The sequence below is a fragment of the Pseudomonas sp. JBR1 genome, assembly GCF_028198185.1.
Lineage (GTDB): Bacteria > Pseudomonadota > Gammaproteobacteria > Pseudomonadales > Pseudomonadaceae > Chryseomonas > Chryseomonas oryzihabitans_E.
The window spans coordinates 2,238,433-2,264,188 of the sequence record NZ_CP116340.1 but is presented as its reverse complement, the minus strand read 5'-3'; the positions used below and the strand labels follow the sequence as shown (position 1 = coordinate 2,264,188).

Below are 25,756 nucleotides of genomic sequence, written 5' to 3'. Positions count from 1 at the left end.
GCAGACCGTCGAAAAAGGCTCAGGCAAGTCAGCCTCTCAGACCCCACGCTGTTACACTATCCGCTTAGCTGTGGAGATACTGAATGACTACTGCCTACCTGGAAATCGTTGAACTCTCCGATGGTCGCATCGTGTTGCGCCGTGCGGACGACGAGGAAGCCCTCGTTACCCTGGAGTTTTCCAGCGATGCCAAGGATTTCCTGCATGGACAGCAGATAGAGGTGGCCAAGGCCATGTTCAACCTGGGTGTGCAGATGGCCGGTCGACTGGCCGAAGGCGATAGCCTCCAGCGCGACGATCAACCGCGCGTCCTGCACTGATTCTTTTCTCGATCCGGCATTCCGCCCTGGAATGCCGCCGCTACATCACGTACCGCCGCCTGCTCCCTACGCGAATCTGACGTTCAGACTCTGGCTGTGGCCTTGTGCCGCGGCGCGCGCCAATTGCTGCTTGCCCGCATCGCTCAGGTCGTGCAGCCAGCTGATCACCGTGTGGCTCTGCCCCTTGCGGAGCACTTCGCAGGCCAGTTGCAGCGTCTTGGCAGCACTCGGCGTCTGCAGCAGAAGCACCCGTTCCGGATTCAGATGGGTGCTGCGCAACCAGGCATTGCTGAGCAGCGATGGCGGGGTGACCAGGGTCAGCCAGCGGGCATCGTCCTTGTCGCTCAGTTGGCGCAGGATGGGGGCCAGCAGTTGCAGGCACTGTTCCTGGCTGCCATGCAGGGACATCTCGCTGAAGGTATCCGGCAGCGGAGCGGCTGGCAGCTCCCGTGCCGGCTTGCCGGACTTGGGCAGAAAGGCGGTGAGTTCCTGCAGCAGGAACTCAGGTGCCAGGTCCAGCTCTTGAACGGACGAGCGCGGTGCATCGAACATCAGGGGAAATTGCATGGCGACCTCCTGGAGGCGACTCGATCAAATCCACTTGAGGTCATGTACCACGGATACATGACGTCACTGTGCTCAGCCTGGTCTTGAGCGCTTTCCGGAGCGCGAACAGATACCCCCGATCAAGACTTCGGCGTAAGGCAAAAGGCGGTGACAAGAGGCTGGCCCGCAGGCCAGCCCTAGACGTTAGCGGCGGATGACGCCAACGCTTAACCCTTCGATGGCGAATTCCTGGCTGGAAAGATCGACTTCGATAGGGGCGAACTCGGGATTTTCCGCCAGCAGGGTGACCTGGTTGCCCGAGCGCTTGAATCTCTTCACGGTGACTTCATCGCCCACCCGAGCCACGACGATCTGACCGTTGTGCACCTCACGGGTCACATGGACCGCGAGGAGGTCGCCATCGAGGATGCCGACGTCTCTCATGCTCATGCCCTTGACCTTCAGCAGGTAGTCGGCACGCGGCTGGAAGAAGGCCGGATTGATGGCACAGTTTTCCTCGACGTTCTGCTCGGCCAGAATGGGCGCGCCAGCAGCCACCCGACCGATGACCGGCAGGCTTTCATCGGCTTTGCGCGTCGTATCCAGACCCGGAATGCGGATGCCCCGGGAGGCACCCGGCGTCATCTCGATGGCGCCCTTACGGGCCAGGGCCTTGAGATGCTCCTCAGCCGCATTCGGCGATTTGAAACCAAGCTCCTGCGCGATCTCCGCGCGGGTAGGCGGAAAGCCATTGGCTTCGAGGCAACGCTTGATGAAGGCCAGAATCTCGGCTTGTCGCGGTGTCAGTTTCAGCATGATGCACGTCGCGTCGTCTAATGATGCTGTGATTATATACAGTAACTCCGGGTGCTAGGCAAGGCCGCTGCCCCTGGCTTCGGACGACAGGCCGGATTCACGGCAAATAGCGTTCAAATGACGGAATGACGTGCCTTCCAGGGCTTCGCATGGCTGTTCGCAGACCAGCCTGCGATTGACTTAGGTAGCGTTTGAAACATATGTTTCAAACGGAAATTCATCTATCGAGGAAGGTCATGGCGCAGTCGGATACCGTTGAACGCATTCTGGATGCCGCCGAACAGTTGTTCGCCGAGCGCGGCTTCGCCGAAACCTCGTTGCGACTCATCACCACGCGAGCCGGGGTCAACCTGGCAGCCGTCAACTATCACTTCGGCTCCAAGAAGGCCCTGATCCAGGCGGTGTTCTCGCGCTTTCTCGATCCCTTCTGCTTCAACCTGGAGCGGGATCTGGATCAGTGGCAGCCAAAGAACGGGGAAGAGGTGAGCCTGGAGGCGTTGCTCAATCTGCTGGTGGATCATTCCCTGGCCATCAAGCCTCGGCACGGCAACGACCTCTCGGTGTTCATGCGCCTGCTGGGCCTGGCGTTCAGTCAGAGCCAGGGCCATTTGCGCAAATACCTCGAGCAGACCTATGGCCGGGCCTTCCGCCGCTTCCTGCTACTGGTGAATAGAGCCGTGCCCGAGATTCCGCCGCTGGAGCTGTTCTGGCGTGCCCACTTCATGCTGGGCGCGGCGGTGTTCAGCATGTCCGGCATCAAGGCGCTGCGGGCAATTGGTGAAAACGACTTCGGCGTCGATACCCACACCGACCGGGTGCTGCGGCTGATGGTGCCCTTCCTGGCCACCGGCATGCGCGCACCCACGGCGATGCAGGAGCCCGAACTGGCCCAGGCGCAGTATCGGCCGCGACGTCCAGTCGCGGTGGAGACGGCCGAGACCTACTAGGCTGCGGCGCCAAGGGCGCCTGGGGTAAGCTTGCGTCCCTTTCACGGCGCCATGCGCCGGAGCATTCGGACGAGGTACCCATGCAAGGCTCCCTGATGGTCGATATCGCTGGCACCTGGCTTACCGCCGAGGATCGCCAGTTGCTGCGCCAACCGGAGGTGGGCGGACTGATTCTGTTCGCCCGCAACATCGAAACGCCCGGCCAGGTACGGGAGCTGTGCCGCGCCATTCGCGCGGTGCGGCCCGAGCTGCTGTTGGCCGTGGACCAGGAAGGTGGCCGTGTGCAGCGCCTGCGCCGCGACGTGGTGCGCCTGCCGGCCATGGGTCAATTGAGCGGCCGAGCGGACAGCGTCGAATTGAGTCGGCTCTGTGGCTGGCTGATGGCGACCGAGGTCCTGGCAGTGGGCCTGGACTTCAGCTTCGCTCCGGTGCTGGATGTCGACTACCAACGCAGCCAGGTCATAGGCGCGCGGTCCTTTGGTAACGCGGAACAGGTGATCGAACTGGGCGGCGCCTTCATCGCCGGCATGGGTGAGGCCGGCATGGCCGCCACCGGCAAGCATTTTCCCGGACACGGCTGGGCGGAAGCCGATTCCCACGTCGCCATCCCCACCGATGAGCGTGACCTGGACACCCTGCAGCGCACCGACCTGCGGCCGTTCCGGGCCCTGCTGCCGAGGTTGGACGGCGTCATGCCCGCCCACGTCATCTATCCTGCGGTCGATGCCCAGCCGGCCGGTTTTTCCCGGCGCTGGCTGCAGGACATCCTGCGCGGTGAGCTGGGCTACCAGGGCGTCATCTTCAGCGACGACCTGTCGATGGCCGGTGCCCACGTCGCTGGCGATGCCGGACAGCGCGTCGCGGCAGCCCTGGAGGCCGGTTGCGACATGGGGCTGGTCTGCAACGATCGCGCCGCGGCCGAACTGGCCCTGAGCCGCGTGCAGCAGCTGGGCGTCTCGCCCTCGCCACGCCTGGCCAGCATGAGAGCCCGTCGCCACGTGGATCTCGATTATCGGCAGCAGCCGCAGTGGAGCCACGTGCTGCGGCGGTTGCGCCAGGCTGAACTCATCTAGAGGACGTATCCATGACCACCTACGCCATCATCGGAGGCACCGGCCTCACCGCGCTCGCCGGCCTGGAGCTGGACGAGGCCCAGACGTTCGATACCCCCTGGGGCGAGCCCTCGGCACCCGTGCAGCGCGGCCGCTTTGCCGGGCGACCGGTGCTGTTCCTGGCCCGCCATGGCCATCCCCATCGTATCCCGCCGCATCAGGTCAACTACCGCGCCAACCTCTGGGCGCTCAAGGAGGCCGGTGCCGAGGCCATCCTCGCGGTGAATGCCGTGGGCGGCATTCACGCCGCCATGGGCAGCGGCCATCTGTGCGTGCCCCATCAGCTGGTGGACTACACCTGGGGGCGTGGCCATACCTTCTTCGAAGGCGCGGACCTCGACCATGTCACCCACATCGACTTCAGCTTTCCCTACGACGAGCCCTTGCGTCAGCGTCTGCTGGGTGCACTGCGCAAGCTGCAACTGCCGCATAGCGACCACGGCGTCTATGCCGCGACCCAGGGGCCACGCCTGGAAACGGCAGGGGAGATCGTCCGGCTGGAACGCGACGGCTGCGACATCGTCGGCATGACCGGCATGCCGGAAGCGGCCCTGGCCCGCGAACTGGGCTTGCCCTATGCCTGCTTGGCGCTGGTGGTGAACCCGGCGGCCGGCAAGGTGCAGCGAGAGATCACCATGGCCGAGATCGAAGCCGTCTTGGCCAGCGGTATCGACGAGGTTCGCCAGGTGCTGGCCGAGGTGCTGGCGGGCTGATAGCTCCAGGCCGCTTCCGGGAGGTCCCGGAGGCGGCCTGTTGGTCAGCTGGCGGCCGGCGTCAGGCGATCGAAGAGCGCTTCGAGCACGTTGAAGCGTTCTTCGGCGCGTTCCATCGGTACCTGGAACTTGAACAGGGTCGCGCCCTCCAGCCGGTACTTCTTCGGCTGCGCCTGGATCATCTTCACCAGCACCAGCGGATCCACCTGGGTGTCGGCAGCGAACTCCAGGCGTCCGCCCTGGGGCCCCGCATCCACCTTGACGATGCCCAGGCCTTCCGCACGTAGCTTGAGCAGTGTCAGGCGCACCAGGTTCTTGGTCGGTTCCGGCAGGAGCCCGAAGCGGTCGATCATCTCCACCTGCAATTCCTTGAGGGCGTCTTCGTCCGGCGCCGAGGCGATGCGCTTGTAGAGGATCAGCCGCGCATGGACGTCGGGCAGGTAGTCCTCCGGGATCAGGGCGGGGATACGCATGTTGATGTCCGGACCGCCCCCCAGGGGTTTCTCGAGGTTGGGTTGCTCGCCCTTGCGAATGGCCTTGACCGCACGCTCCAGCATTTCCATGTAGAGGGTGAAACCCACTGCCTGGATCTGGCCGCTCTGGCCTTCGCCGAGCAGTTCGCCGGCGCCGCGGATCTCCAAGTCGTGGGTCGCCAGGATGAAGCCGGCCCCCAGGTCCTGGGCGCCAGCGATGGCCTCCAGGCGCTTCTCGGCGTCCGGGGTCATGCCCTTGCGTGGCGGCGTGAGCAGGTAGGCGTAGGCCTGGTGGTGGCTGCGGCCGACCCGGCCACGCAGCTGGTGCAGCTGGGCCAGACCGAACTTGTCGGCGCGTTCGATGATGATGGTGTTGGCGTTGGGCACGTCGATGCCGGTCTCGATGATGGTCGAGGCCACCAGCACGTTGAATCTCTTGTGGTAGAAGTCGCTCATCACCTGTTCGAGATCGCGTTCGCGCATCTGCCCGTGGCCGATGCCCACGCGGGCCTCGGGCACCAGTTCGGCCAGTTCGCGGGCGCGCTTCTCGATGGTCTTGACCTCGTTGTGCAGGAAGTACACCTGGCCGCCACGCAGGAGTTCGCGCAGCAGGGCTTCCTTGATCACCGCGTTCTGCTCCTCCATGACGAAGGTGCGCACCGAGAGACGCCGCGCGGGCGGGGTGGCGATGATGGACAGGTCGCGCATGCCCGCCACGGCCATGTTCAGGGTGCGCGGAATGGGCGTGGCGGTGAGGGTGAGGATGTCCACTTCGCTGCGTAGCGACTTGAGCTGCTCCTTCTGTCGCACTCCGAAACGGTGTTCTTCGTCGATGATGGCCAGGCCCAGGTCCTTGAACTTCACATCGCCCTGCAGGAGCTTGTGGGTGCCGATGATGATGTCGATCTTGCCGTCGGCCAGCTCGCGCGCGGCGGCGGCGACCTCCTGGGTCGACTTGAAGCGGCTCATCACCTCGACCCGCACCGGCCAGTCGGCGAAGCGGTCGCGGAAGCTGTTGTAGTGCTGTTGGGCGAGCAGGGTGGTGGGGACCAGCACCGCCACCTGGCGCCCGCCATGCACGGCGATGAAGGCCGCCCGCATGGCCACTTCGGTCTTGCCGAAGCCCACGTCGCCGCAGACCAGGCGATCCATGGGCGTGCCCGCCAGCATGTCCTTGTGCACCGCCTCGATGGCAGCCTGCTGGTCCGGGGTCTCCTCGAAGGGGAAGCCGGCGGAGAAGGTGGCGTAGTCGGCTGCCGGGTCCTTGAAGGCATAGCCCTTGCGCGCGGCGCGGCGGGCATAGATGTCGAGCAGCTCGGCGGCCACGTCCCGTACCTGTTCGGCGGCCTTGCGCTTGGCCTTCTGCCAGGTTTCGGAGCCCAGCTTGTGCAAGGGCGCCAGGGCGTCGTCGGTGCCCGAGTAGCGGGCGATCAGGTGCAGGTTGGCCACCGGCACGTACAGCTTGGCGTCGTCGGCATATTCGAGCAGCAGGAATTCCTGGGGCTGATCGTCCAGCTCCAGGGTGATCAAACCCATGTAGCGGCCCACGCCGTGGTCGATATGCACCACCGGCGCGCCTTCGCGCAGCTCGGTGAGGTTCTTGATGACGTTCTCGCCGGCGTCACGACCCTTCTCGCGGCGGCGGCGCTGCATGATGCGCTGGCCGAACAGCGGGTTTTCCGGGATCAGGGCGACGCCGGCCTCATCCAGTACCAGGCCTTCGTCCAGCGGTGCCAGGGCGATGGCGATACGTTCGGCGCTGGCCTGAAAGGCTGCCCAGCCTTCGACCTGACCGGGCCGCAGGTTCAGCCGGGCCAGGAGATCCAGCAACACCTCGCGGCGGCCGGCGCTTTCCGCGGTGAACAGCACGCGACCGGGGAAGTCGGTGATGAAGTGCTCCAGCGCCGCCAGGGGCTGGCTGGCCTTGGCATCGATGGCCAGATCCGGCAGCGCCCGCGCCGTGAAGCGCTCGCGGCCCACGCCGGACTCCAGATCATCTGCGCCTATGACCACCCGCGGCCAGTTCTTCAGACGGGCGAAGCAGTCTTCCACCTGCAGGAAGACATCGGCCGGCGGCAGCAGCGGTCGCTCCGGATCGACCCGGCGGTCCTCGTAACGGGTGCGCACATCGGTCCAGAACTGTTCGGCGGCCTGCTCGATGCCCGGCAGGGAAAACACCTGGGTGTTGGCCGGCAGATAGTCGAAGAGGGTGGAAGTCTCGTCGAAGAACAGCGGCAGGTAGTACTCGATACCCGCCGGAGTGATGCCGCTGGCCAGATCCTGATAGATGGGGCAGCGGCGATAGTCGACGTCGAAGCGTTCGCGGAAGCGCGCGCGAAAGCCGGTTACGGCTTCCTTGTGCAGCGGGAACTCCCGTGCCGGCAGGAGGCGGATGCTGTCGACCTTGTCGATGGAACGCTGCGTCTCCGGGTCGAAGGTGCGCAGCGTCTCGATCTCGTCGTCGAACAGGTCGATCCGGTAGGGCAGCCTGCTGCCCATGGGAAAGAGATCGATCAGGGCGCCGCGCACGGCGAACTCGCCGTGCTCGTACACCGTATCCACATATCTATAGCCAGCTGCTTCCAGGCGCGCGCGGGTGACTTCCACGTCCAGCCGCTGGCCGACGTCGAGCACCAGGCTGCTGCCGAGCAGGAACCGCGTGGGTGCCAGGCGGTGTAGGGCAGTCGACAGAGGGACTACCAAAATACCGTGGGAGAGCTCCGGCAGCCGATAAAGGGTAGCGACGCGCTGGGAGATGATGTCCTGGTGCGGCGAGAAGACATCGTAGGGCAGCGTCTCCCAATCGGGGAAATTCAGCACCGGCAATTCGGGGGCGAAGAAGCGCAGTTCCTGCTCCAGGCGATCAGCGGTCTGGCTGTCCTGGGTGATCAGCAGGGTGAAGCGGCGTGTCGCGGCCTTGGCGGCTTCAGCGATGGCGAGGGCTAGCGCGGCGCCGGGCAGGTTGCCCCACTGCTGGCGACCGGCGGTTTCAGGAATTGACGGGGTACGCAAAACTGACACGCGGGCGGAACTCCGGTGGATTTTGGGAGGGTTGGGATTGTAACGACCGGGCTTTCGCGCTGTCAGTGCAGCGACGCGCGTCGATTGCCTGGGACAGGCAGCGCGGTCATAATGTAGTTCCTTTTTTCAGCTCCTACATAGGGAAGGATTTGTCGTGAGTCAGAAGCCTGAGCAGTGCCTTGAAGAATGGATCGATCGCGAAGCGCTCGCCGAGGCCATGATTCCCCTGATTGGTCAGCTGTACCGTAATAACAATGTTGTGACCTCCATTTACGGTCGCGGTTTGGTCAACCGTTCGGTGATCTCCATTCTCAAGGCCCATCGTTTCGCCCGCCAGATCGACAATGTCGAGCTGTCCGTGCAGGACACCTACCCGCTGGTGAAGGCCCTGAGCGAGCTGGAACTGGGCGCCGCGTCCATCGACCTGGCCCGCCTGAGCCTCAAGTTCAAGGCCGAGGGCGCTGGCCGCGACCTCAAGGATTTCCTGCGCAGCGAGCTGTCCGCAGTGGTCGGCAAGCAGGGCGTCGAGCAGCGCAAAGGCAAGGACGTGGTGCTCTACGGCTTCGGTCGTATCGGCCGCCTGCTGGCCCGCATCCTCATCGAGCACCAGGGTAGCGGCGACGGCCTGCGTCTGCGCGCCATCGTCGTGCGCAAGGGCGCCGACAACGACCTGGTCAAGCGCGCCAGCCTGCTGCGTCGCGATTCCGTGCACGGTTCCTTCGACGGCACCATCACCGTCGACGAGGCCAACAGCACCCTGTGTGCCAACGGCACCCTGATTAAGGTGATCTACTCCAACGATCCCACCACCGTCGACTACACCGCGTACGGCATCCAGGATGCCATCGTGGTCGACAACACCGGCAGATGGCGCGATGCCGAAGGCCTGGGCCAGCACCTCAAGTGCAAGGGCGTCTCCCGCGTGGTGCTGACCGCACCGGGCAAGGGCAGCCTGAAGAACATCGTGCATGGCATCAACCATGACACCATCACCGCCGAAGACACCATCGTCACCGCGGCATCCTGTACTACCAACGCCATCGTGCCGATCCTGAAGGCGGTCAACGACAAGTACGGCATCGTCAACGGTCACGTCGAGACCGTGCACTCGTACACCAACGACCAGAACCTGATCGACAACTTCCACAAGGGCGATCGCCGTGGCCGCAGCGCTGCGCTGAACATGGTGATCACCGAGACCGGGGCCGCCAAGGCCGTGGCCAAGGCACTGCCGGAACTGGCTGGCAAGCTGACTGGCAACGCCATCCGCGTGCCGACGCCCAACGTCTCCATGGCGATCCTCAACCTGAACCTGGAGAACGGCACCAGCAAGGACGAGATCAACGAGTACCTGCGTGAAATGGCGCTGCACTCGCCGCTGCACAAGCAGATCGACTTCGTGAACTCGCCGGAAGTGGTATCCAGCGACTTCGTTGGCTCCCGCCATGCGGGCGTGGTCGATGCCGGTGCCACCATCGTCAGCGACAACCGCGTCGTACTCTATGTCTGGTACGACAACGAGTTCGGCTACAGCTGCCAGGTCGTGCGGGTGCTGGAAGAGATGGCGGGCGTTAATCCGCCGGCCTTCCCGGCCTGAGTCTTGCGTTCTAGGCAAGGCTGACTTGCAAGAAAAAACGGGAGCCCAGATGGCTCCCGTTTTCGTTTTGGTCGGGTTTTGCGCCACAATAGCGGCCCGTGACAAGAGGTCGCAGCCCCCTGGGGCGATCTCACGCCGGACGCGACCTCTCACGAGGCGGTCCGGCTCCAGCCGTCGCCTGCGGACGGCTAACCTTCTGAGGAGAAAGCATGGCGGTCTATAGCTACGACGTGGTGGTACTGGGTTCGGGACCGGCAGGCGAGGGCGCGGCGATGAACGCCGCCAAGAACGGCCGCCGCGTGGCGGTGGTGGACAATCGCCAGGTGGTCGGCGGCAACTGCACCCACCTGGGCACCATTCCCTCCAAGGCGCTGCGCCATTCGGTCAAGCAGATCATCCAGTTCAACACCAACGAGATGTTCCGCTCCATCGGCGAGCCGCGCTGGTTCTCCTTTCCCGATGTCCTGCGCAGTGCCGAGCGGGTGATTGCCCGCCAGGTGTCCTCCCGTACCGGCTACTACGCACGCAACCGGGTCGACCTGTTCTTCGGTACCGCCAGCTTCGCCGACGAGAACACCATCGAGATCGTCAACCAGCGCGGCGACCTCGAGCGCCTGGTGGCCAAGCAGGTCGTCATCGCCACCGGTTCGCGTCCCTACCGCCCGGTGGATGTCGACTTCAGCCATCCGCGCATCTACGACAGCGACACCATCCTGTCGCTGACCCACACCCCGCGCCGGCTGATCATCTACGGAGCTGGTGTCATCGGCAGCGAATACGCCTCCATCTTCAGCGGCCTCGGCGTGCTGGTGGACCTGATCGACAACCGCGATCAGTTGCTCAGCTTCCTCGATGACGAGATCTCCGACGCCCTGAGCTACCACCTGCAGAACAACAATGTGCTCATCCGTCACAACGAGGAATACGAGCGCATCGAGGGCCAGGAGAACGGCGTCATCCTGCACCTGAAGTCTGGCAAGAAGCTGCGCGCTGATGCCTTGCTGTGGTGTAACGGCCGGACCGGCAACACCGACCAGCTCGGGCTGCAGAACGTCGGCATCTCGGTGAACAGCCGTGGCCAGGTCACCGTGGACGAAAACTACCGGACCTCGGTCGCCAACATCTATGCCGCGGGCGATGTCATCGGCTGGCCGAGCCTGGCCAGTGCCGCTTACGACCAGGGCCGCTCGGCGTCGGACAACATCCTGCACGACAACAACGGGCGGGTGGTCAACGACATCCCCACCGGCATCTACACCATTCCCGAGATCAGCTCACTGGGTAAGACCGAGCGTGAACTGACCCAGGAAAAGGTGCCCTACGAGGTCGGCAAGGCCTTCTTCAAGAGCATGGCGCGGGCGCAGATCTCCGGCGAACCCGTGGGCATGCTGAAGATTCTCTTCCACCGCGAGACCCTGCAGGTGCTGGGTGTGCACTGCTTCGGCGACCAGGCGTCAGAGATCCTGCACATCGGCCAGGCGATCATGAACCAGGAAGGCGAGGCGAACAGCATCCGCTACTTCGTCAACACCACCTTCAACTACCCGACCATGGCCGAGGCCTACCGGGTGGCGGCGTTCGATGGCTTGAATCGGTTGTTTTGAGCGGGCCGGTTCTCTTCGCGATAACCCGTAGGTTGGGTTGAGCGTAGCGAAGCCCAGCAATGCCTAGGCTCAACTTGGGCTGTTGGGCTTCGACGATAGAGCTGTCTCAACCCAACCTACTACGCCAAGCAGCACCCGTAGGTTGGGCTAAGCGCAGCGAAGCCCAACAATGCTTAGGTTCAACCTGGGCTGTTGGGCTTCGACGATGAAGCTGTCTCAGCCCAACCTACGACGCTGAATCGGTTCGCATCGCGGCCATGGTGGTCCGCCGATGCGGCCGCTCCTACGGTGACGTCCGTGCCTGTAGGAGCGGCCCATGGCCGCGATGTCTTTTGGAGGACGGTCCTACTACCCCAAGGTGCGCCGTGCCAGGCTCGGGAAGTCGGTGATGACGCTGTCCGCGCCGAAATCGGCCAGGCGACGCATCAGGCTGGCATCGTTCACCGTCCAGACCGAGACGTGCAGACCCTGGCGTTGGGCCTTGAGCAGCCGTTCCGGCGTACACAGCGTCCAGTTCAGTGCCAGCAGATGGCAGTCGTAGTGGGCCGCCACCTTCAGCGGATCCAGCCAGGCATATTCGGCGACCAGTCCGCGCGCCAGGTGGGGCGTGTCGCGTTGCAGGGAGCGCAGGACCTCCCGCGAGGCACTGGTGACGGTGATCCTGTCCTGCAGGCCGAATTCCTCGACCAGCTGGGCGATGGCCTTGACGGTCTGCGCCGCTCGCACCCGCGAAGCGCTCTTCACTTCCAGTTGCCAGTGTTCGAAGCGGCACTTCTCGAACAGCTGGCGCAGGGTCGGGATGGGGCAGGGGCGTGGCCAGGACGGTCCACCCTGGCGGGCATCCAGGGCGAGCAGATCGGCGACGGTCTTTTCGCTGACCTTGCCGCCGCGCCCGGTGGTGCGCTTCAGGGTCGGGTCGTGGATCACCACCAGCTCGCCATCGCGGGAGAGGTGCAGGTCCAGCTCGCAGCGCTGGACGCCCAGCTCCAGGCACAGCTCGAAACCGGCGAGCGTGTTTTCCGGGGCTTCGCCGCGGGCGCCGCGGTGTCCGTAAATAAGAGTCATGAGGGCTCCTTGGCGCTAGGGTGAGGGGGGCGGGCGGCGCGGTTCGCGGACCGCATCCAGGACCCGATCGTTTTCAAAATAGACGCTGAAATCCCGATAGTCCCAGCGGCGGATCGTCGGGTGGCCGACAGGGGGATGCTCCTGATCGGGCAGGCCGAAGCGTTCCAGTACCTGGGAGCGGCTGTCGCCCCGCTGGGGCAGCGGCGTGCCGACATCGCCTTGCCTACCCAGCGGGATCTGCAAGGTATCGGCCCAGCCGGGCAGGGCGATGCCGAGCAGCAGGACGGCCAGCCAGGGGCGTTTCACGCCTCGTCTCCGCGATCAGCGCGGCGCACCCGGGCCTGCTGGCGCAGCACATGACGGGCCAGCAGCTGGCGCTGGGCATCTTCCAGGTCGATGAAGCTGGTGCCGATCTCGTGACCGCCGACCACTGCCTGGCAACTGGTCACCTCGGCCAGCACCTGCAGGCCCAGGCCCTGGGGTGGCAGCGCCATGCGCAGGTCGAGTCGCGTGCCCAGGGCATAGGGCTCGGCGTCGACGAAGGCCAGGCCACCTTCGGAGAGCACCACGTCACGGGTAGCGCCGCTGTCGTGCAGCAGATTCCAGGTGAAGGCCTGGCCGAGCAGGTCGAGGCGCTTGTTCACCAGGCGCAGGCAGGCGGTGACGGCGCGGTCGCGTTCGTCCAGATTGCGCAGCAGGTGACGGGATTCGAATTCCAGCTGATGCAGTTCGCTCAGGAGTGCGAACAGCGGCGCGGTCTCGCCTGGGGCCCCGTCTGCAGGGCTGATTTGCAGTGCGATACGGTCGGTGATGCGATAGTATTCCCGCCGTTCACGCGCGTCTGGGGTGGTCATGTTGGGCCGCTCCGTGGGTGATGGCCCCGAGTGTAGCCGGCGAGCCGGCACGGTGTCGCCGTCCAACCCGCAGGGCGCCTACGTCTTTCCGCCGTGCAAGCGAGCCTATGTTCAGACCCCTGCCGATCTACCTTGGCCTGCGTTATGTCCGCGCCAAGCGCCGCAATCATTTCGTCTCCTTCATCTCGCTCACCTCCATGATCGGCCTGGCCCTCGGCGTCGTCGTCATGATCGTGGTGCTGTCGGTCATGAACGGCTTCGACCGCGAGATGCGCGATCGCGTCCTCGGCATGATTCCCCATGCGACGGTGGAGTCCTATCAGCCGGTTACCGACTGGCGCAGCGTGCGCGAGCTGGCACTGCAAAACAGTCAGGTGGCGGCGGTGGCGCCCTTCACCCAGTTGCAGGGCATGCTGGCCCACGACAAGGCGGTGCAGACCGTTTTGCTCAACGCCATAGATCCGGCCGAGGAGTCCAAGGTCTCGATCATCGCCAGCTTCATGCGCGAGGGTAGGCTCGACGACCTCAGGCCAGGCGAGTTCGGCATCATCATCGGCTCCCTGGCCGCCGAGAAACTGGGCGTCAAGGTTGGCGACAAGCTCACCTATATCGCTCCGGAAGTGGCCGTGACCCCCGCCGGCATGTTTCCGCGCATGAAGAGATTCACCGTGGTGGGCATCTTCAGCGTCGGCGCTGGCGAACTGGATGGCTCGGTGGGCCTGATCGACATCGAGGATGCCGCACGGCTGCAACGCTGGCCGGCGAATGCGGTTCAGGGTGTGCGGCTCAAGCTGCATGACCTGTTCCAGGCGCCGGACGTGTCCTGGAACATCGCCCGCCAGTTGCCCGGCAACGATTGGTACGCCCGCGACTGGACCCGCACCCATGGCAACCTCTACCAGGCCATCGGCATGGAAAAGACCATGATCGGCCTGTTGCTCCTGCTGATCGTGGCCGTGGCCGCCTTCAACATCGTTTCCACCCTGGTGATGGTGGTGACCGACAAGAAATCCGACATCGCCATCCTGCGTACCCTGGGCGCCACGCCCCGGCAGATCATGGCGGTGTTCATGGTCCAGGGAACCTTCATCGGCATCATTGGCACCGCCATCGGTTGCCTGCTGGGGGTGCTGGCCGCGCTCAACGTCAGTGCGGCGCTGGCCTGGGTGCAGCAGGTCACCGGCCATCAGTTCCTCAACGCCGAGGTCTATTTCATCGACTACCTGCCGGCCCAGCTCCAGCTGCACGACGTCCTGCTGATCTGCGGCGCGTCCTTTGCCCTGAGCTTCCTGGCCACGCTCTATCCCTCCTGGAGCGCCGCCCGTACCCAACCCGCCGAGGCCCTGCGTTATGAATGATCGAGCCGTTTTGCGTTGCCAGGACCTGGGCAAGCGCTACGAGGAAGGCCCCCAGACCGTCGAGGTGCTGAGCAACGTCCAGCTGACCCTGCAACCGGGCGAGCGCGTCTCCATCGTCGGCAGCTCGGGATCGGGCAAGACCACCTTGCTGAACCTGCTCGGTGGCCTCGATACCCCCAGCAGCGGCAGCGTCTGGCTCGATGGCGAAGAGCTGTCAGCGCTGAACGAGAAGGCCCGCGGTCTGCTGCGCAATCGCGCCATGGGCTTCGTCTACCAGTTCCACCACCTGCTGCCCGAATTCAGTGCCCTGGAAAACGTCTGCATGCCCTTGCTGATCGGCAAGGCCTCCATTGGCGAAGCCCGTGAGCGCGCGGCCAAGTTGCTGGAACGGGTCGGCCTCGGCCATCGCCTGGGGCACAAGCCGGCCGAGTTGTCCGGCGGCGAGCGCCAGCGCGTGGCCATCGCCCGGGCCCTGGTCAACCAGCCCAAGCTGGTGTTGCTCGACGAGCCCACCGGCAACCTCGACCAGCACACCGCCCACGGTATCCAGGACCTGATGCTGGAACTGTCCACCTCGCTGCGCACGGCCTTCCTGGTGGTAACCCACGACCAGGTGCTGGCCGGCCAGATGGACCGGATGCTGCGCCTGGACGAAGGCCATCTGGTCGACGCCACGCCGGCCCGGCAGGTCTGAGGTCGTTATGTTCAGACCGCTCTCCCTGTTCATCGGCCTGAGATACACCCGCGCCAAGCGGCGCAAGTCGTTCATCTCCTTCTTCTCGCTGGTCTCCATGTTCGGCCTGGCCCTGGGCGTGCTGGCCATGATCCTGGTGCTGTCGGTGATGAACGGCTTCCAGGAGGAAATGCGTGGCCGCATTCTCGGCATGGTGCCCCATGCCTTCATCAGCGGTGCCCAGCCGCTGGACGACTGGCGCCCGCTGGCGGCCAAGGCCGAGCAGCAACCCCATGTGCTGGCTGCGGTGCCCTACACCCAGTTGCAAGGCATGCTGTCGGTGCGCGGTCGCATGCAACCGCTGCTGGTGGACGGTATCGATCCCGCCCAGGAGAAACGCGTTTCCATCGTTGGCGAGCGCATGACCCAGGGCAGCCTCGACGCCCTCAAGCCGGGCGAATTCGGCATCGTCCTGGGCGAGATCGCCGCCCGGCGCTTCCAGCTGGAAGTGGGCAGCCAGGTCACGGTGATCATCCCCGAGGTCGGCGCCACCGGCAGCATCACCCCGCGCCTGCGCCGCTTCACCGTGGTCGGCACCTTCAAGGTCGGCGCCGAGCTGGACGCCTCCCTGGCGCTGATCAACGTGGCCGACGCCGCACCGCTCAAAGGCTGGCAGCCGGGCCAGGTGGAGAGCATCCGCCTGGCGCTGGACGATCTCTTCCAGGCGCCCCGTATCTCCCGTGACGTGGCCAAGGCCCTGGGCGAGGGCTACCAGGCACGCGACTGGACGATCTCCCAGGGCAGCCTGTTCCAGGCCATGCAGATGGAAAAGACCATGATCGGCCTGCTGCTCCTGCTGATCGTGGCGGTGGCCGCCTTCAACATCATCGCCACCCTGATCATGGTGGTGGCCGACAAGAAGGCCGACATCGCCATCCTGCGTACCCTGGGCGCCACGCCTGGGCAGATCATGGCGGTGTTCATGGTCCAGGGTACGGTGATCGGTCTGGTCGGCACCCTGATCGGCGGCGTGCTGGGCGTCATCGCGGCGCTCAACGTCAGCAGCTGGATCGCCGCCCTGGAGCGTCTGGTCGGCCACAAGCTGTTCGGCGGCGACATGTACTTCATCAGCAACCTGCCCTCGCGGCTGGAAGTGGAAGACGTGGTACTCATCGCCGTGGCGGCCCTGAGCATGAGTTTCCTGGCGACCCTCTATCCCGCCTGGCGCGCCTCGCGCACCTCGCCGGCCGAAGCCCTGCGCTACGACTGATCCCCTGCCGGGCCAGACGGACCTTACGCCCCTGGCCCTGGCGCTTCTGCATTCCAACTGCTCTAATCCGCGCATCTGAAGCCCTGCTGGTTCTCCACGGATGGAGTCCTGATGCGTGCCGCTCTGCTTGCCTTCGCCTTGGGTGTGCTGCTCCTGCGCGTCTTTGCCGCGCTACCGTCACTGCCCCTGCTGGCGGCTCTCGCCTCGGTCGCCATCGTGCTGCTGGGCACCCGTTTCTTCGTGCTCGGCGCCTGCGGGCTCGGCCTGGCCTGGGCGCTGCTCGCTGCGCACGGGGCCCTGGCGGATCGCCTGGATCCGGCGCTGGAGCAGCGGGTATTGTGGATCGAGGGCCAGGTGAGCGGGCTGCCCGCGGTGGATGCCGACTCGGTGGGCTTCGTGCTCAGTGGCGCGACCAGTCGCCGCGACGTCAAACTGCCCGCGCACATCCGCCTGAACTGGCACGGCGGTCCTCGCCCGCTGACCGGCGAGCGCTGGCGCCTGGCGGCGGAGCTACGCGGACCGGCAGGTCTGGTCAACGCCCTGGGCCAGGACCGCGAGGCCTGGCTGCTGGCCCAGGGCATAGGGGCTACCGGTAGCGTGAAGGCTGGCCAGCGGCTGCAGTCCGCCAGTGGCCTGGCAACCTGGCGCGATGGTATCCGCCAATACCTGCAGACCCGGGATCCGGCCGGGCAGGGCGGATTGCTCGCCGCGTTGGTGGTAGGCGACGGCTCGGGGATCAGCGACCGCCAATGGCAGCTGTTCCAGGACACCGGCACGGTGCACCTCATGGTGATTTCCGGGCAGCACATCGGCCTGATCGCCCTGGGCGTCTATGCCGGGGTGGTCATCCTGGCGCGCCGTGGCTACTGGCCGAGTCGACTCCCCTGGCGGCTATCCGCCGCCGTGCTGACCGTGGCCACCACGCTGGGTTACGGACTGCTGGCCGGTTTCGAGGTGCCGGTGCAGCGCGCCTGCGTCATGGTTACCCTGGGCTTGCTTTGGCAGCTGGGGCGCCAGCAGGTCCGGCTGGCTGATGCCGTACTGCTGGCCCTGGTGCTGGTCCTGGCGGCCAATCCCCTGGTCAGCCTGCTGCCTGGCTTCTGGTTGTCCTTTGGCGCCGTGCTGTTGCTGCTGTGGAGCTTCGCGGGCCGTCTGGGACAGCTGCCCTGGTGGGTGACCCTGGGGCGGGCCCAGTGGTGCATGGCCCTGGGCCTGGCACCGCTGCTGCTGGCGCTGGGCCTGCCACTGAGCCTGAGCGGTCCCCTGGCCAACGCCGTCGCCGTGCCGCTGATGGACATGGCGGTCGTGCCGCTGGCGCTGGCGGGGACGCTGCTGTCCCTGCTGTGGTCGCCGCTGGGCGATCCGGTGCTGCTGCTGGCCGGTGGCTTGCTGCAGGGACTGCTCTGGCTATTGAGCGGATTGGCGCACCTTGCCGCGGCCTGGCAGCCTGTACTCGCGCCGGCCTGGGCGCTGTGGCTGGCGGGACTCGGGGCGTTGCTGGCCCTGCTGCCGGCGGGCGTGCCGCTGCGCGGCTTCGGCGCACTGCTGATGTTGCCCGGGCTGTTTCCTCTGGCGCCCGTACCAGCGGAGGGGCTGGCGCGGATCACCTTGCTGGACGTCGGTCAGGGCCTGGCCGTGCTGGTGCGTACCCGGCAGCATGCGCTGCTCTACGATGCCGGCCCGCGCCAGGGCCGCTATGACAGCGGCGCTCGGGTCGTCCTGCCCAACGTGACGGCTGCTGGCATCGGCGCCCTGGATATCATGTTGCTCAGCCATGCCGATGCCGATCACGCTGGCGGTGCGCCGGCCGTGGCCCGGGGCCTGCCAGCAGGCCGGGTGCTCAGCGGTGAGGCAGGTAGGCTGAAACCGGAATTGCATGCCCAGGACTGCGCAGACGGTGCCCATTGGCAATGGAACGAGGTCGCCTTCACCACCTGGTGGCGTCCTGATGCGGATTCCAACGCCTCCTCCTGTGTACTCAGCGTCGAAGCCAGGGGCGAGCGCCTGCTGTTGACCGGCGACATCGATACCCGCCGCGAAGGCGAGCTGGTAGCCAGTGGCGTGCCTTTGGCGGCGGAATGGCTCGTCGCCCCGCACCATGGCAGTCGCAGCGGTTCCAGCGCCGCCTTCATCGATGCCGTCCAGCCGCGCGGTGTGCTGATCTCCCGCGGGCTGAACAATCGCTATGGCCATCCGCATCCGCAGGTGATGCAGCGCTATCGCGAACGTGGCGTGATTCCCTATGACACGGCCGAGCTGGGTGCCCTGAGCTGGACGCTGGGGCGCTGGGAGGCGCCGCACGGTCAGCGCCTGGAGCGTCACTGGTGGCGGATCCCCCCGCCGACACCCTAAGGCGTTCGTGCTAGAGTGGCCGCATTTTGCGGCAGGGGTAACGGTCTCGTGTTCGAAATGGTCAAAGCTGGCGGCTGGATGATGCTGCCGATCATCCTCAGTTCCATCCTGGCCACGGCCATCATCGCCGAGCGGCTGTGGACCCTCAGGCGCAGCCGGGTCGCACCACCCACACTGCTCGCCCAGGTCTGGCGCTGGATCCAGGACAAGCAGCTCAACGCCGAACGGCTGCGCGAACTGCGCGCCGGATCGCCCCTGGGCGACATCCTCGCTGCGGGCCTGACCAATTCCCGCCATGGTCGCGACATCATGAAGGAGGCCATCGAGGAAGCCGGCAGCCGCGTGGTGCATGACCTAGAGCGCTATCTCAATACCCTCGGCAGCATCGCCGCGCTGGCGCCGCTGATGGGTCTGCTGGGCACGGTGTTCGGCATGATCGACATCTTCAGCGCCTTCATGAACGACGGCATGGCCAATGCGCCCATTCTCGCCGGCGGTATCTCCAAGGCGCTGGTCACCACCGCCACCGGTCTGCTGGTGGCGATTCCCGCGGTGTTCTTCCATCGCTATCTGCTGCGTCGCGTCGACGAGCTGGTGGTGGGCATGGAACAGGAAGCGGTCAAGCTGGTGGACATCCTCCATGGCGATCGCGAGGTGGACGTGCGCGAAGGAGCCCCGGCGTGAAATTCCGTCGCCGCGCCGGAGGCGCCGCTCGCGAAGAGGTCTATATCAACCTGGCCTCCTTCATCGACGTCATCTTCGTCCTGCTGTTGTTCTTCGTGGTGACCGCGACCTTCAACAAGCCCAGTCAGCTGAAGATCGAACTGCCCGAGGCCGATAGCGCCGCGGCGGCCGCCAACCAGGGCAAGATCCTGGAAATCAGCATTACCGCCGAAGGCCAGATGGCACTGAATGGCCAGACCCTGGCCCGCAATGACCTGACCGGCCTGACCACCGCGCTGCAGCGGGAATCCGGCGGCGACAACAGCCTGCCGCTGGTGATCACCGCCGATGGCCGCGCCACCCACCAGGCGGTGGTCATGGCCATGGATGCCGCCGGCAAGCTGGGCTTCAGCCAGCTGCGCATCACCACCCTCGAGGCCCAGGCGAAACGCCCGTGAGCCTGGGCGAACGTCTGGTTCGGGCCTGGTATGCAGGGCATCCGGCCCTGGGGCTGCTGACGCCGTTCGAAGCCCTCTATCGGCAGATCGCCCGGCGCAAGCGCCAGCGCTTCCTGGCGGGGCAGGGCAGCATCCATCGGGCGCCCGTCCCGGTCATCGTGGTGGGCAATCTCACCGTTGGCGGGACCGGCAAGACGCCCATGATCCTCTGGCTGATCGGCCATCTGCGCGCCCGCGGTCTGAGGGTCGGGGTGGTCAGCCGGGGCTATGGCGCCACGCCGCCGAGCCTGCCCTGGCGGGTACGGGTCACCGACACCGCCGCCATCGCCGGCGACGAGCCGCTGCTCATCGTGCAGCGCACCGGGGTGCCGCTGGTGACGGATCCCGACCGCGGTCGCGCGGTCGAGCGATTGCTCGCTGAGGAAGCGCTCGATGTCATCCTCAGCGACGACGGTCTGCAGCACTATCGCCTGGCCCGGGATCTGGAGCTGGTCATGGTCGATGCGGCGCGGGGCTTCGGCAACGGGCGCTGCCTGCCGGCCGGCCCCTTGCGCGAACCCCTGGAGCGCCTGGCCGAGGTGGATGCCGTGATCCACAACGGCGCCGCGACCGATCCTGCCGCCGGCTTCGGCCTGACCCTGCAGCCCAGCGCCCTGGTCAATCTGCGTAGCGGCGAGACCCGGCCGCTGGACTTCTTTCCGCCAGGGCAGCGCCTGCATGCCCTGGCCGGCATCGGCAACCCCGGACGTTTCTTCGCTACCCTCGAAGGACTACACTGGCAGCCGTTGCCCCATGCCTTCGCCGATCACGCCAGCTACAGCGCTGCGGACCTGGCCTTCACGCCCGAGCTGCCGCTGGTGATGACCGAGAAGGACGCGGTCAAGTGTCGGCCCTTCGCCGCCGCCGACTGGTGGTACCTGGCGGTGGACGCCCAGCCCTCGGCCGCTTTCGTCGCCTGGCTGGATGGGCGTCTCGCTCGACTCCTGCCCGAACACTCTCACTGACGGAACAATCGCCCATGGATCTCAAGCTGCTGGACATCCTCGCCTGCCCCCTGACCAAGAGCCCGCTGATCTTGAGCGACGACAAGACCGAGCTCATCAGCAAGGCCGCGGGCCTGGCCTTCCCGATTCGCGACGGCATCCCGGTGATGCTGGAAAGCGAGGCACGCGTCATCACTACGGACGAGCGCCTGGATAAATGAGCACCGCCTTCACCGTCGTCATCCCGGCGCGCCTCGCCAGCACGCGGCTGCCCAACAAGCCGCTGCTCGACATCGCCGGCAAGCCGATGATCCAGCACGTCTGGGAACAGGCCCGGCGCAGCGGCGCCGAGCAGGTGGTGGTGGCGACCGACCACGACGACATCCTGCGCGCCTGCGAAGGCTTTGGTGCCCGGGTGCTGCTGACCCGGGCCGACCACGCTTCCGGTACCGATCGCCTGGCCGAGGTGGCCGAGCTGCTCGGCCTGGCCGACGATGCGCTGGTGGTCAATGTCCAGGGCGATGAGCCGCTGATTCCGCCCGCGGTGATCGATCAGGTGGCCACCAATCTCGCCGCCCATCCCGAGGCCGGCGTGGCGACCCTGGCCGAGCCGATCCAGGAGGTCGGCAGCCTGTTCAATCCCAACGTGGTCAAGGTGGCCACCGACGTGAACGGCCTGGCGCTGACCTTCAGCCGGGCGCCGCTGCCCTGGGCCCGCAATGCCTTCGCCGCTGATCGTTCGCAGATGCCCCAGGATTTTCCCTATCGCCGTCATATCGGCATCTATGCCTATCGCGCCGGCTTTCTCGCCGACTTCGTCAGCTGGGGCCCCTGCGCCCTGGAAGAAACCGAAGCCCTGGAGCAGCTGCGTGCCCTCTGGCACGGCGTGCGCATCCATGTCGCCGATGCCCTGGAAGCGCCCCAGGCGGGCGTGGATACCGCGGAAGACCTCGAGCGCGTAAGACGCCTGCTGGGAGCCTAGATGACCCTGCGTATCCTGTTCGTCTGCATGGGCAACATCTGTCGCTCACCCACGGCTGAGGGCATCCTGAGGACCAAACTGGACGCCGCGGGCCTGGCCGAGGCGGTGACGCTGGACTCGGCCGGTACCGGTGACTGGCATGTCGGCAAGGCCCCGGATTCCCGCGCCATCCAGGCCGCTGCGGGGCGCGGCTATGACATCAGCGGCCTGCGCGCGCGCCAGGTAACCGCGGACGATTTCCAGCGCTTCGACCTGATCCTGGCCATGGACCAGGACAATCTCGCCTGGCTGGAACAGCTGCGCCCCGACCAGGGTGCGGTACCCGAGCTGTTCCTGGCGCGTCAGGGATTGGCGGTGGATGAGGTGCCGGATCCCTACTACGGCGGCGCGGCCGGCTTCGAGCGCGTCCTGGACCTGCTGGAAAGTGCCTGCGATGGCCTGGTCGCCGAGGTGGCTGCCCGTCATGGTCGCTGAGGTGCAACAGCAGGTCCCCTTGCAGGGGCTCAACACCTTCGGCGTGGTGGCGGAAGCCGATCGCTATCTGGAAGCCGCGAGCGATGCCGAGGTCCACGAGGCCCTGGCCTTGGCGCAGCAGCTTGGCGTGCCGCTACGGGTGCTGGGCGGTGGCAGCAATCTGGTCCTGCCCGAACGGGTCGAGGGTCTGGTGCTGCGGCTGACGTCCCGCGGTATTCGCCTGCTGGCGGAGGAGGGCGATGCCCTGCTGGTCGAGGCCGAAGCCGGTGAACCCTGGCATCCCTTCGTCATGACCACCCTGGCCAACGGCTGGTACGGCCTGGAAAATCTCAGCCTGATCCCCGGCACCGTCGGTGCCTCACCGATCCAGAACATCGGCGCCTATGGCGTCGAGCTCAAGGACAGATGCGCCGGGGTGACGGCGCTCGATCGCCACAGTGGCGAACTTCACGACCTGACCGCGGACGACTGCGCCTTCGCCTATCGCGAGAGCCGCTTCAAGGCCGAGGCCGGCCGCTGGATCGTGCTGCGGGTGCGTTTCCATCTCAGTCGCCAGCCGCGGCTGGTGCTCGACTATGGTCCGGTGCGCCAGGCCCTGGCCGAGGCCGGCGTCACGCAGCCGACGCCTGAGACCGTGAGTGCGGCCATCTGCAGCATCCGCCAGAGCAAGCTGCCCGACCCCGCGGTGCTGGGCAATGCCGGCAGCTTCTTCAAGAATCCCGTGGTGACGGCCGCCGAAGCCGCCGCGCTGCAGCAACGCTATCCGTCCCTGCCGACCTATCCCCAGGCCGACGGCACGGTCAAGCTGGCCGCCGGCTGGCTGATCGACCAGGCTGGCTGGCGGGGGCATCGCGAGGGCCCAGTGGGGGTGCATGCCGCCCAGGCGCTGGTGCTGGTCAACTTCGGCGGCGCCAGCAGCCGTGACGTCCTGGCCCTGGCGGAGCGCATTCGCGTCTCGGTGCGGGAGCGCTTCGGGGTGACGCTGGACATGGAGCCGGGAAGCCTGACGTGACCGATGACTCGCCCGATGCCCAACGCCGCCGTCTGCTGATCGCCACCACCTCTGCCGTGGGCGGCCTGGGACTGGTGGCGGGCAGTGTGCCCTTCGTCTGCGCCCTGCGGCCCAGTCGTTCGGCGGAGGTGGCGGCGGCGCCGGTCGAGGTGGATCTCAAAGCGTTGCGCGAAGGCGAACAGCTCACGCTGCAGTGGCGCGGCCAGCCGGTCTGCGTCCTGCGTCGCAGCGCCGCGGACCAGGCCCGGCTGCTGGCGGACCAGGCAGGGCTGGCCGACCCGGATTCCCGAGAATCCAGCCAGCCACCCTATGTCGATCCGCGTCTGAGATCGCGGCGGCCGGACATTTTCGTCGTCACCGCCATCTGCACCCACCTCGGCTGCATTCCCTCCCTGGCGCCGTCCGGGACGGACCGGGAGGGGGGGTATCTGTGCCCCTGCCATGGCTCCCACTTCGATCTCGCCGGCCGGGTCTTTCGTGACCAGCCCGCGCCCTTGAATCTCGCCGTGCCGCCCTATTATTTCCGGGGCGACAACCTGCTGGTGATCGGCAGCGATGGGGAGGGGGCGACATGAGCGACGATGAGCCCGGGTGGCTGGAGCGACGGCTGCCGATCGGAGCCTTCTGGCGACGCCATATCAGCGAATACCGGGTACCTCGCAACCTCAACGTCTTCTATCTGTTCGGTTCGCTGCTGGTCTTCATCCTGGCGCTGCAGGTGCTGACGGGGCTCTGGCTGCTGTTCGGCTACGAGCCGACGGTGAAGGGCGCCTTCGCCTCGGTCCAGCTGTTCATGCGCGAGGTGCCCTTCGGCTGGCTGATCCGCTATCTGCATGCGGTGGGTGCCTCGGCGCTGTTCGTCTGCCTCTATCTGCACATGCTGCGGGGCCTGCTCTATGGCTCCTATTGCGCGCCGCGCGAACTGGTCTGGACCTTTGGCGTGCTGCTCTATGTACTGCTGCTGGCCCAGGCCTTCTTCGGCTATCTGCTGCCCTGGGGGCAGCTCTCCTACTGGGGCGCCCAGGTGTCCCTCAGCGCGGTCGAGGCGCTGCCGGTGGTTGGCCCGCCCCTGGCCGATCTGCTGCGGGGCGGGGTGGTGCTGTCCGATGCCACCCTGCGCCGCTTCCAGGCCCTGCATGTGGTAGGGCTGCCGCTGCTGATTGTCATGCTGGTGACGCTGCACATCGTCGCCCTGCGCCAGACCGGATCGAACAATCCCGAGGGCGATGATCGCGACCTGCGTGGCGCGGCAGGGGTGCCTTTCCACCCCTACCTGACCCTCAAGGACCTCTGCGGCCTGGCGGTCTTCCTGCTGGTGTTCCTGGGCGTGGTGCTCCTGGCGCCGGACCTGGGCGGGCTGGTGCTGGAGCCGGCCAATCAGCAACCCGCCGATCCGCTGGTGACGCCCGCGCACATCGCCCCACCCTGGTACCTGGCCGCCTTCTATGCGCTGTTGCGGGCGGTACCGAGCAAAGCCGGCGGCCTTGGCCTGGCCGCCTTGGCCATCGCCCTGCTGTTCGTGCTGCCCTGGCTGGATCGCAGCGCGGTCCGCTCGGTACGCCGCAAGGCCTGGCCGGCGCGGCTGGGGCTGTATGTGGCGTGCCTGGCCTTTGCCACTCTGGGGGTGCTGGGCGTGGCAGCCCTCACCGACGAGCGCCTGCTGCTGGCGCGTCTGGCTGCCGGGCTCTACTTCGCCAGTCTGCTGGGCATGCCCTGGTACAGCCGCCTGGGTCGTCCGCGAACGCCGCCGGAGTTCAGGTCATGATGCGTGGCCTGCTGCTGGGTCTGCTGCTGCTTTGCAGCGGTCTGGCCTTCGGCGCCGAAGGCGATCCCCGGGCGGGGGCCATCACCTTCGGTCGCTATTGCCTGGCCTGCCACGGCCAGGAGTACCAGCGCTTCGACCGCGTCGCCGCCGATCTCCACCTCGATCTCGCTAGCTGGGCGCCCGGGCGTACCGCCAGCGCGCCCATGCTAGGCCTGCTCAAGCCCGAGGACGCCCGCCGCGCCTTTGGCAGCGTGCCGCCGGATCTCACCCTCATCGCCGCCGTGCGTGGCGATGCCTGGTTGCGTGCCTTCCTGCAGGAGTTCTATGTGGCGCCCGGACGTCCGCTCGGCGTCGATAACCTCACGGCGCCCGGCACCCGCATGCCGGACGTCCTGGCCGCCCTGCGCGGGCGTCAGCTGCGCGACTGCAGCGAAGGACGCTGCGTGCTGCGCCTCGAGCCGGGCAGCGGCGCCCAGACGCCCGAGCAGTTCGCCCGCACCGTCGAGGACCTGGTCGCCTACCTGAGCTATTCGGCGGCGCCCGAGCGCAGCCTGGCCTGGCGTCTCGCGCCCTGGGTGCTGGGTTATCTGCTGCTGTTCGCCGTCCTGGCCTTCTGGCTCAAGCGCGAATTCTGGCGGCGATTGCCCGACAGTGAGCGATGAGACTAGGTGGCAGGCGGCAAGGTGCGAGATAATCCC

General features: G+C 66.3%; 26 protein-coding genes. 20 read left to right on the top strand and 6 right to left on the bottom strand.

Annotated elements, in window-relative coordinates; all coding sequences use genetic code 11:
• Window positions 1-83: 83 nt before the first annotated feature.
• The gene (locus PJ259_RS10510; protein WP_007162387.1) at window positions 84-320 is read left to right on the top strand and encodes a hypothetical protein; all 237 of its coding nucleotides are present in this window, start codon (window positions 84-86) and stop codon (window positions 318-320) included.
• Window positions 321-386: 66 nt separating this feature from the next.
• Here the strand turns inward: PJ259_RS10510 and sulA are convergent, their stop codons facing one another.
• On the bottom strand, window positions 387-887 hold the full coding sequence (sulA, locus tag PJ259_RS10505; RefSeq protein ID WP_059315860.1) for an SOS-induced cell division inhibitor SulA: 501 nt from the start codon (window positions 885-887) through the stop codon (window positions 387-389).
• 183 nt (window positions 888-1,070) lie between these two features.
• The gene (lexA, locus tag PJ259_RS10500; protein ID WP_059315859.1) at window positions 1,071-1,682 is read right to left on the bottom strand and encodes a transcriptional repressor LexA; all 612 of its coding nucleotides are present in this window, start codon (window positions 1,680-1,682) and stop codon (window positions 1,071-1,073) included.
• 236 nt (window positions 1,683-1,918) lie between these two features.
• Here lexA and PJ259_RS10495 point away from each other — a divergent pair, with 236 nt between their 5' ends.
• From PJ259_RS10495 to PJ259_RS10485, 3 genes are all read left to right on the top strand, one after another.
• Window positions 1,919-2,629, top strand: a complete 711-nt coding sequence (locus PJ259_RS10495) for a TetR/AcrR family transcriptional regulator (RefSeq protein WP_271655702.1) — start codon at window positions 1,919-1,921, stop codon at window positions 2,627-2,629.
• A gap of 80 nt (window positions 2,630-2,709) precedes the next feature.
• Complete coding sequence (gene nagZ / locus PJ259_RS10490; protein WP_271655701.1) at window positions 2,710-3,702, top strand: beta-N-acetylhexosaminidase; 993 nt, start codon at window positions 2,710-2,712, stop codon at window positions 3,700-3,702.
• An 11-nt stretch (window positions 3,703-3,713) separates the two neighbouring features.
• Window positions 3,714-4,454 carry an S-methyl-5'-thioinosine phosphorylase gene (locus PJ259_RS10485; protein ID WP_271655700.1) on the top strand — a complete coding sequence of 247 codons (741 nt, stop codon included), beginning with the start codon at window positions 3,714-3,716 and terminating at the stop codon, window positions 4,452-4,454.
• Between the two features lie 44 nt (window positions 4,455-4,498).
• Here the strand turns inward: PJ259_RS10485 and mfd are convergent, their stop codons facing one another.
• Window positions 4,499-7,948, bottom strand: coding sequence for a transcription-repair coupling factor (mfd, locus tag PJ259_RS10480; RefSeq protein WP_271655699.1), 3,450 nt, complete (start codon window positions 7,946-7,948; stop codon window positions 4,499-4,501).
• Window positions 7,949-8,102: 154 nt separating this feature from the next.
• Here mfd and PJ259_RS10475 point away from each other — a divergent pair, with 154 nt between their 5' ends.
• Both PJ259_RS10475 and sthA read left to right on the top strand, forming a co-directional pair.
• Entirely contained in the window at window positions 8,103-9,545 is a 1,443-nt protein-coding gene (locus PJ259_RS10475) for a glyceraldehyde-3-phosphate dehydrogenase (RefSeq protein ID WP_017639775.1), read from the top strand.
• Window positions 9,546-9,754: 209 nt separating this feature from the next.
• Window positions 9,755-11,149, top strand: coding sequence for a Si-specific NAD(P)(+) transhydrogenase (gene sthA, locus PJ259_RS10470; RefSeq protein ID WP_059315854.1), 1,395 nt, complete (start codon window positions 9,755-9,757; stop codon window positions 11,147-11,149).
• A 348-nt stretch (window positions 11,150-11,497) separates the two neighbouring features.
• On the opposite strand, the gene PJ259_RS10465 is transcribed toward sthA, so the two are convergent.
• Genes PJ259_RS10465 through PJ259_RS10455 form a run of 3 tightly spaced genes read right to left on the bottom strand, consistent with a single transcriptional unit; the run spans window position 11,498 to window position 13,068 of the window.
• Window positions 11,498-12,214: a glycerophosphodiester phosphodiesterase gene (locus tag PJ259_RS10465; protein WP_059315853.1), complete on the bottom strand. Its 717-nt coding sequence runs from the start codon at window positions 12,212-12,214 to the stop codon at window positions 11,498-11,500.
• 15 nt (window positions 12,215-12,229) lie between these two features.
• Complete coding sequence (locus PJ259_RS10460) at window positions 12,230-12,520, bottom strand: hypothetical protein (protein ID WP_059315852.1); 291 nt, start codon at window positions 12,518-12,520, stop codon at window positions 12,230-12,232.
• Window positions 12,517-13,068: a PilZ domain-containing protein gene (locus tag PJ259_RS10455; RefSeq protein WP_059315851.1), complete on the bottom strand. Its 552-nt coding sequence runs from the start codon at window positions 13,066-13,068 to the stop codon at window positions 12,517-12,519. Before PJ259_RS10455 ends, PJ259_RS10460 begins: the two co-directional genes overlap by 4 nt.
• A 107-nt stretch (window positions 13,069-13,175) precedes the next feature.
• Here PJ259_RS10455 and PJ259_RS10450 point away from each other — a divergent pair, with 107 nt between their 5' ends.
• From PJ259_RS10450 to PJ259_RS10385, 14 genes are all read left to right on the top strand, one after another.
• Window positions 13,176-14,426 carry a lipoprotein-releasing ABC transporter permease subunit gene (locus tag PJ259_RS10450; RefSeq protein WP_271655698.1) on the top strand — a complete coding sequence of 417 codons (1,251 nt, stop codon included), beginning with the start codon at window positions 13,176-13,178 and terminating at the stop codon, window positions 14,424-14,426.
• Complete coding sequence (gene lolD, locus PJ259_RS10445) at window positions 14,419-15,120, top strand: lipoprotein-releasing ABC transporter ATP-binding protein LolD (RefSeq protein WP_026083696.1); 702 nt, start codon at window positions 14,419-14,421, stop codon at window positions 15,118-15,120. Before PJ259_RS10450 ends, lolD begins: the two co-directional genes overlap by 8 nt.
• A gap of 7 nt (window positions 15,121-15,127) precedes the next feature.
• Window positions 15,128-16,369: a lipoprotein-releasing ABC transporter permease subunit gene (locus PJ259_RS10440; RefSeq protein ID WP_059315849.1), complete on the top strand. Its 1,242-nt coding sequence runs from the start codon at window positions 15,128-15,130 to the stop codon at window positions 16,367-16,369.
• Window positions 16,370-16,480: 111 nt separating this feature from the next.
• On the top strand, window positions 16,481-18,721 hold the full coding sequence (locus tag PJ259_RS10435) for a DNA internalization-related competence protein ComEC/Rec2 (RefSeq protein ID WP_271655697.1): 2,241 nt from the start codon (window positions 16,481-16,483) through the stop codon (window positions 18,719-18,721).
• Window positions 18,722-18,769: 48 nt separating this feature from the next.
• Entirely contained in the window at window positions 18,770-19,405 is a 636-nt protein-coding gene (locus tag PJ259_RS10430; protein ID WP_059315847.1) for a MotA/TolQ/ExbB proton channel family protein, read from the top strand.
• Window positions 19,402-19,842, top strand: coding sequence for an ExbD/TolR family protein (locus PJ259_RS10425; protein ID WP_271655696.1), 441 nt, complete (start codon window positions 19,402-19,404; stop codon window positions 19,840-19,842). The genes PJ259_RS10430 and PJ259_RS10425 overlap by 4 nt, the downstream gene beginning before the upstream one ends.
• Window positions 19,839-20,846, top strand: a complete 1,008-nt coding sequence (gene lpxK, locus PJ259_RS10420; protein ID WP_271655695.1) for a tetraacyldisaccharide 4'-kinase — start codon at window positions 19,839-19,841, stop codon at window positions 20,844-20,846. The genes PJ259_RS10425 and lpxK overlap by 4 nt, the downstream gene beginning before the upstream one ends.
• Before the next feature lie 14 nt (window positions 20,847-20,860).
• Entirely contained in the window at window positions 20,861-21,046 is a 186-nt protein-coding gene (locus tag PJ259_RS10415; protein ID WP_059232294.1) for a Trm112 family protein, read from the top strand.
• Window positions 21,043-21,807, top strand: a complete 765-nt coding sequence (gene kdsB, locus PJ259_RS10410) for a 3-deoxy-manno-octulosonate cytidylyltransferase (protein WP_271655694.1) — start codon at window positions 21,043-21,045, stop codon at window positions 21,805-21,807. Before PJ259_RS10415 ends, kdsB begins: the two co-directional genes overlap by 4 nt.
• 6 nt (window positions 21,808-21,813) lie before the next feature.
• A complete protein-coding gene (locus PJ259_RS10405) occupies window positions 21,814-22,281 on the top strand; it encodes a low molecular weight protein-tyrosine-phosphatase (RefSeq protein ID WP_271655863.1) in 468 nt (155 codons plus the stop codon).
• Window positions 22,271-23,293: a UDP-N-acetylmuramate dehydrogenase gene (gene murB / locus PJ259_RS10400; RefSeq protein WP_271655693.1), complete on the top strand. Its 1,023-nt coding sequence runs from the start codon at window positions 22,271-22,273 to the stop codon at window positions 23,291-23,293. Before PJ259_RS10405 ends, murB begins: the two co-directional genes overlap by 11 nt.
• The gene (gene petA / locus PJ259_RS10395) at window positions 23,290-23,868 is read left to right on the top strand and encodes a ubiquinol-cytochrome c reductase iron-sulfur subunit (RefSeq protein WP_271655692.1); all 579 of its coding nucleotides are present in this window, start codon (window positions 23,290-23,292) and stop codon (window positions 23,866-23,868) included. Before murB ends, petA begins: the two co-directional genes overlap by 4 nt.
• Window positions 23,865-25,058 carry a cytochrome b gene (locus PJ259_RS10390; protein WP_271655691.1) on the top strand — a complete coding sequence of 398 codons (1,194 nt, stop codon included), beginning with the start codon at window positions 23,865-23,867 and terminating at the stop codon, window positions 25,056-25,058. Before petA ends, PJ259_RS10390 begins: the two co-directional genes overlap by 4 nt.
• Complete coding sequence (locus PJ259_RS10385) at window positions 25,055-25,720, top strand: cytochrome c1 (protein ID WP_271655690.1); 666 nt, start codon at window positions 25,055-25,057, stop codon at window positions 25,718-25,720. The genes PJ259_RS10390 and PJ259_RS10385 overlap by 4 nt, the downstream gene beginning before the upstream one ends.
• Window positions 25,721-25,756 lie beyond the last annotated feature (36 nt).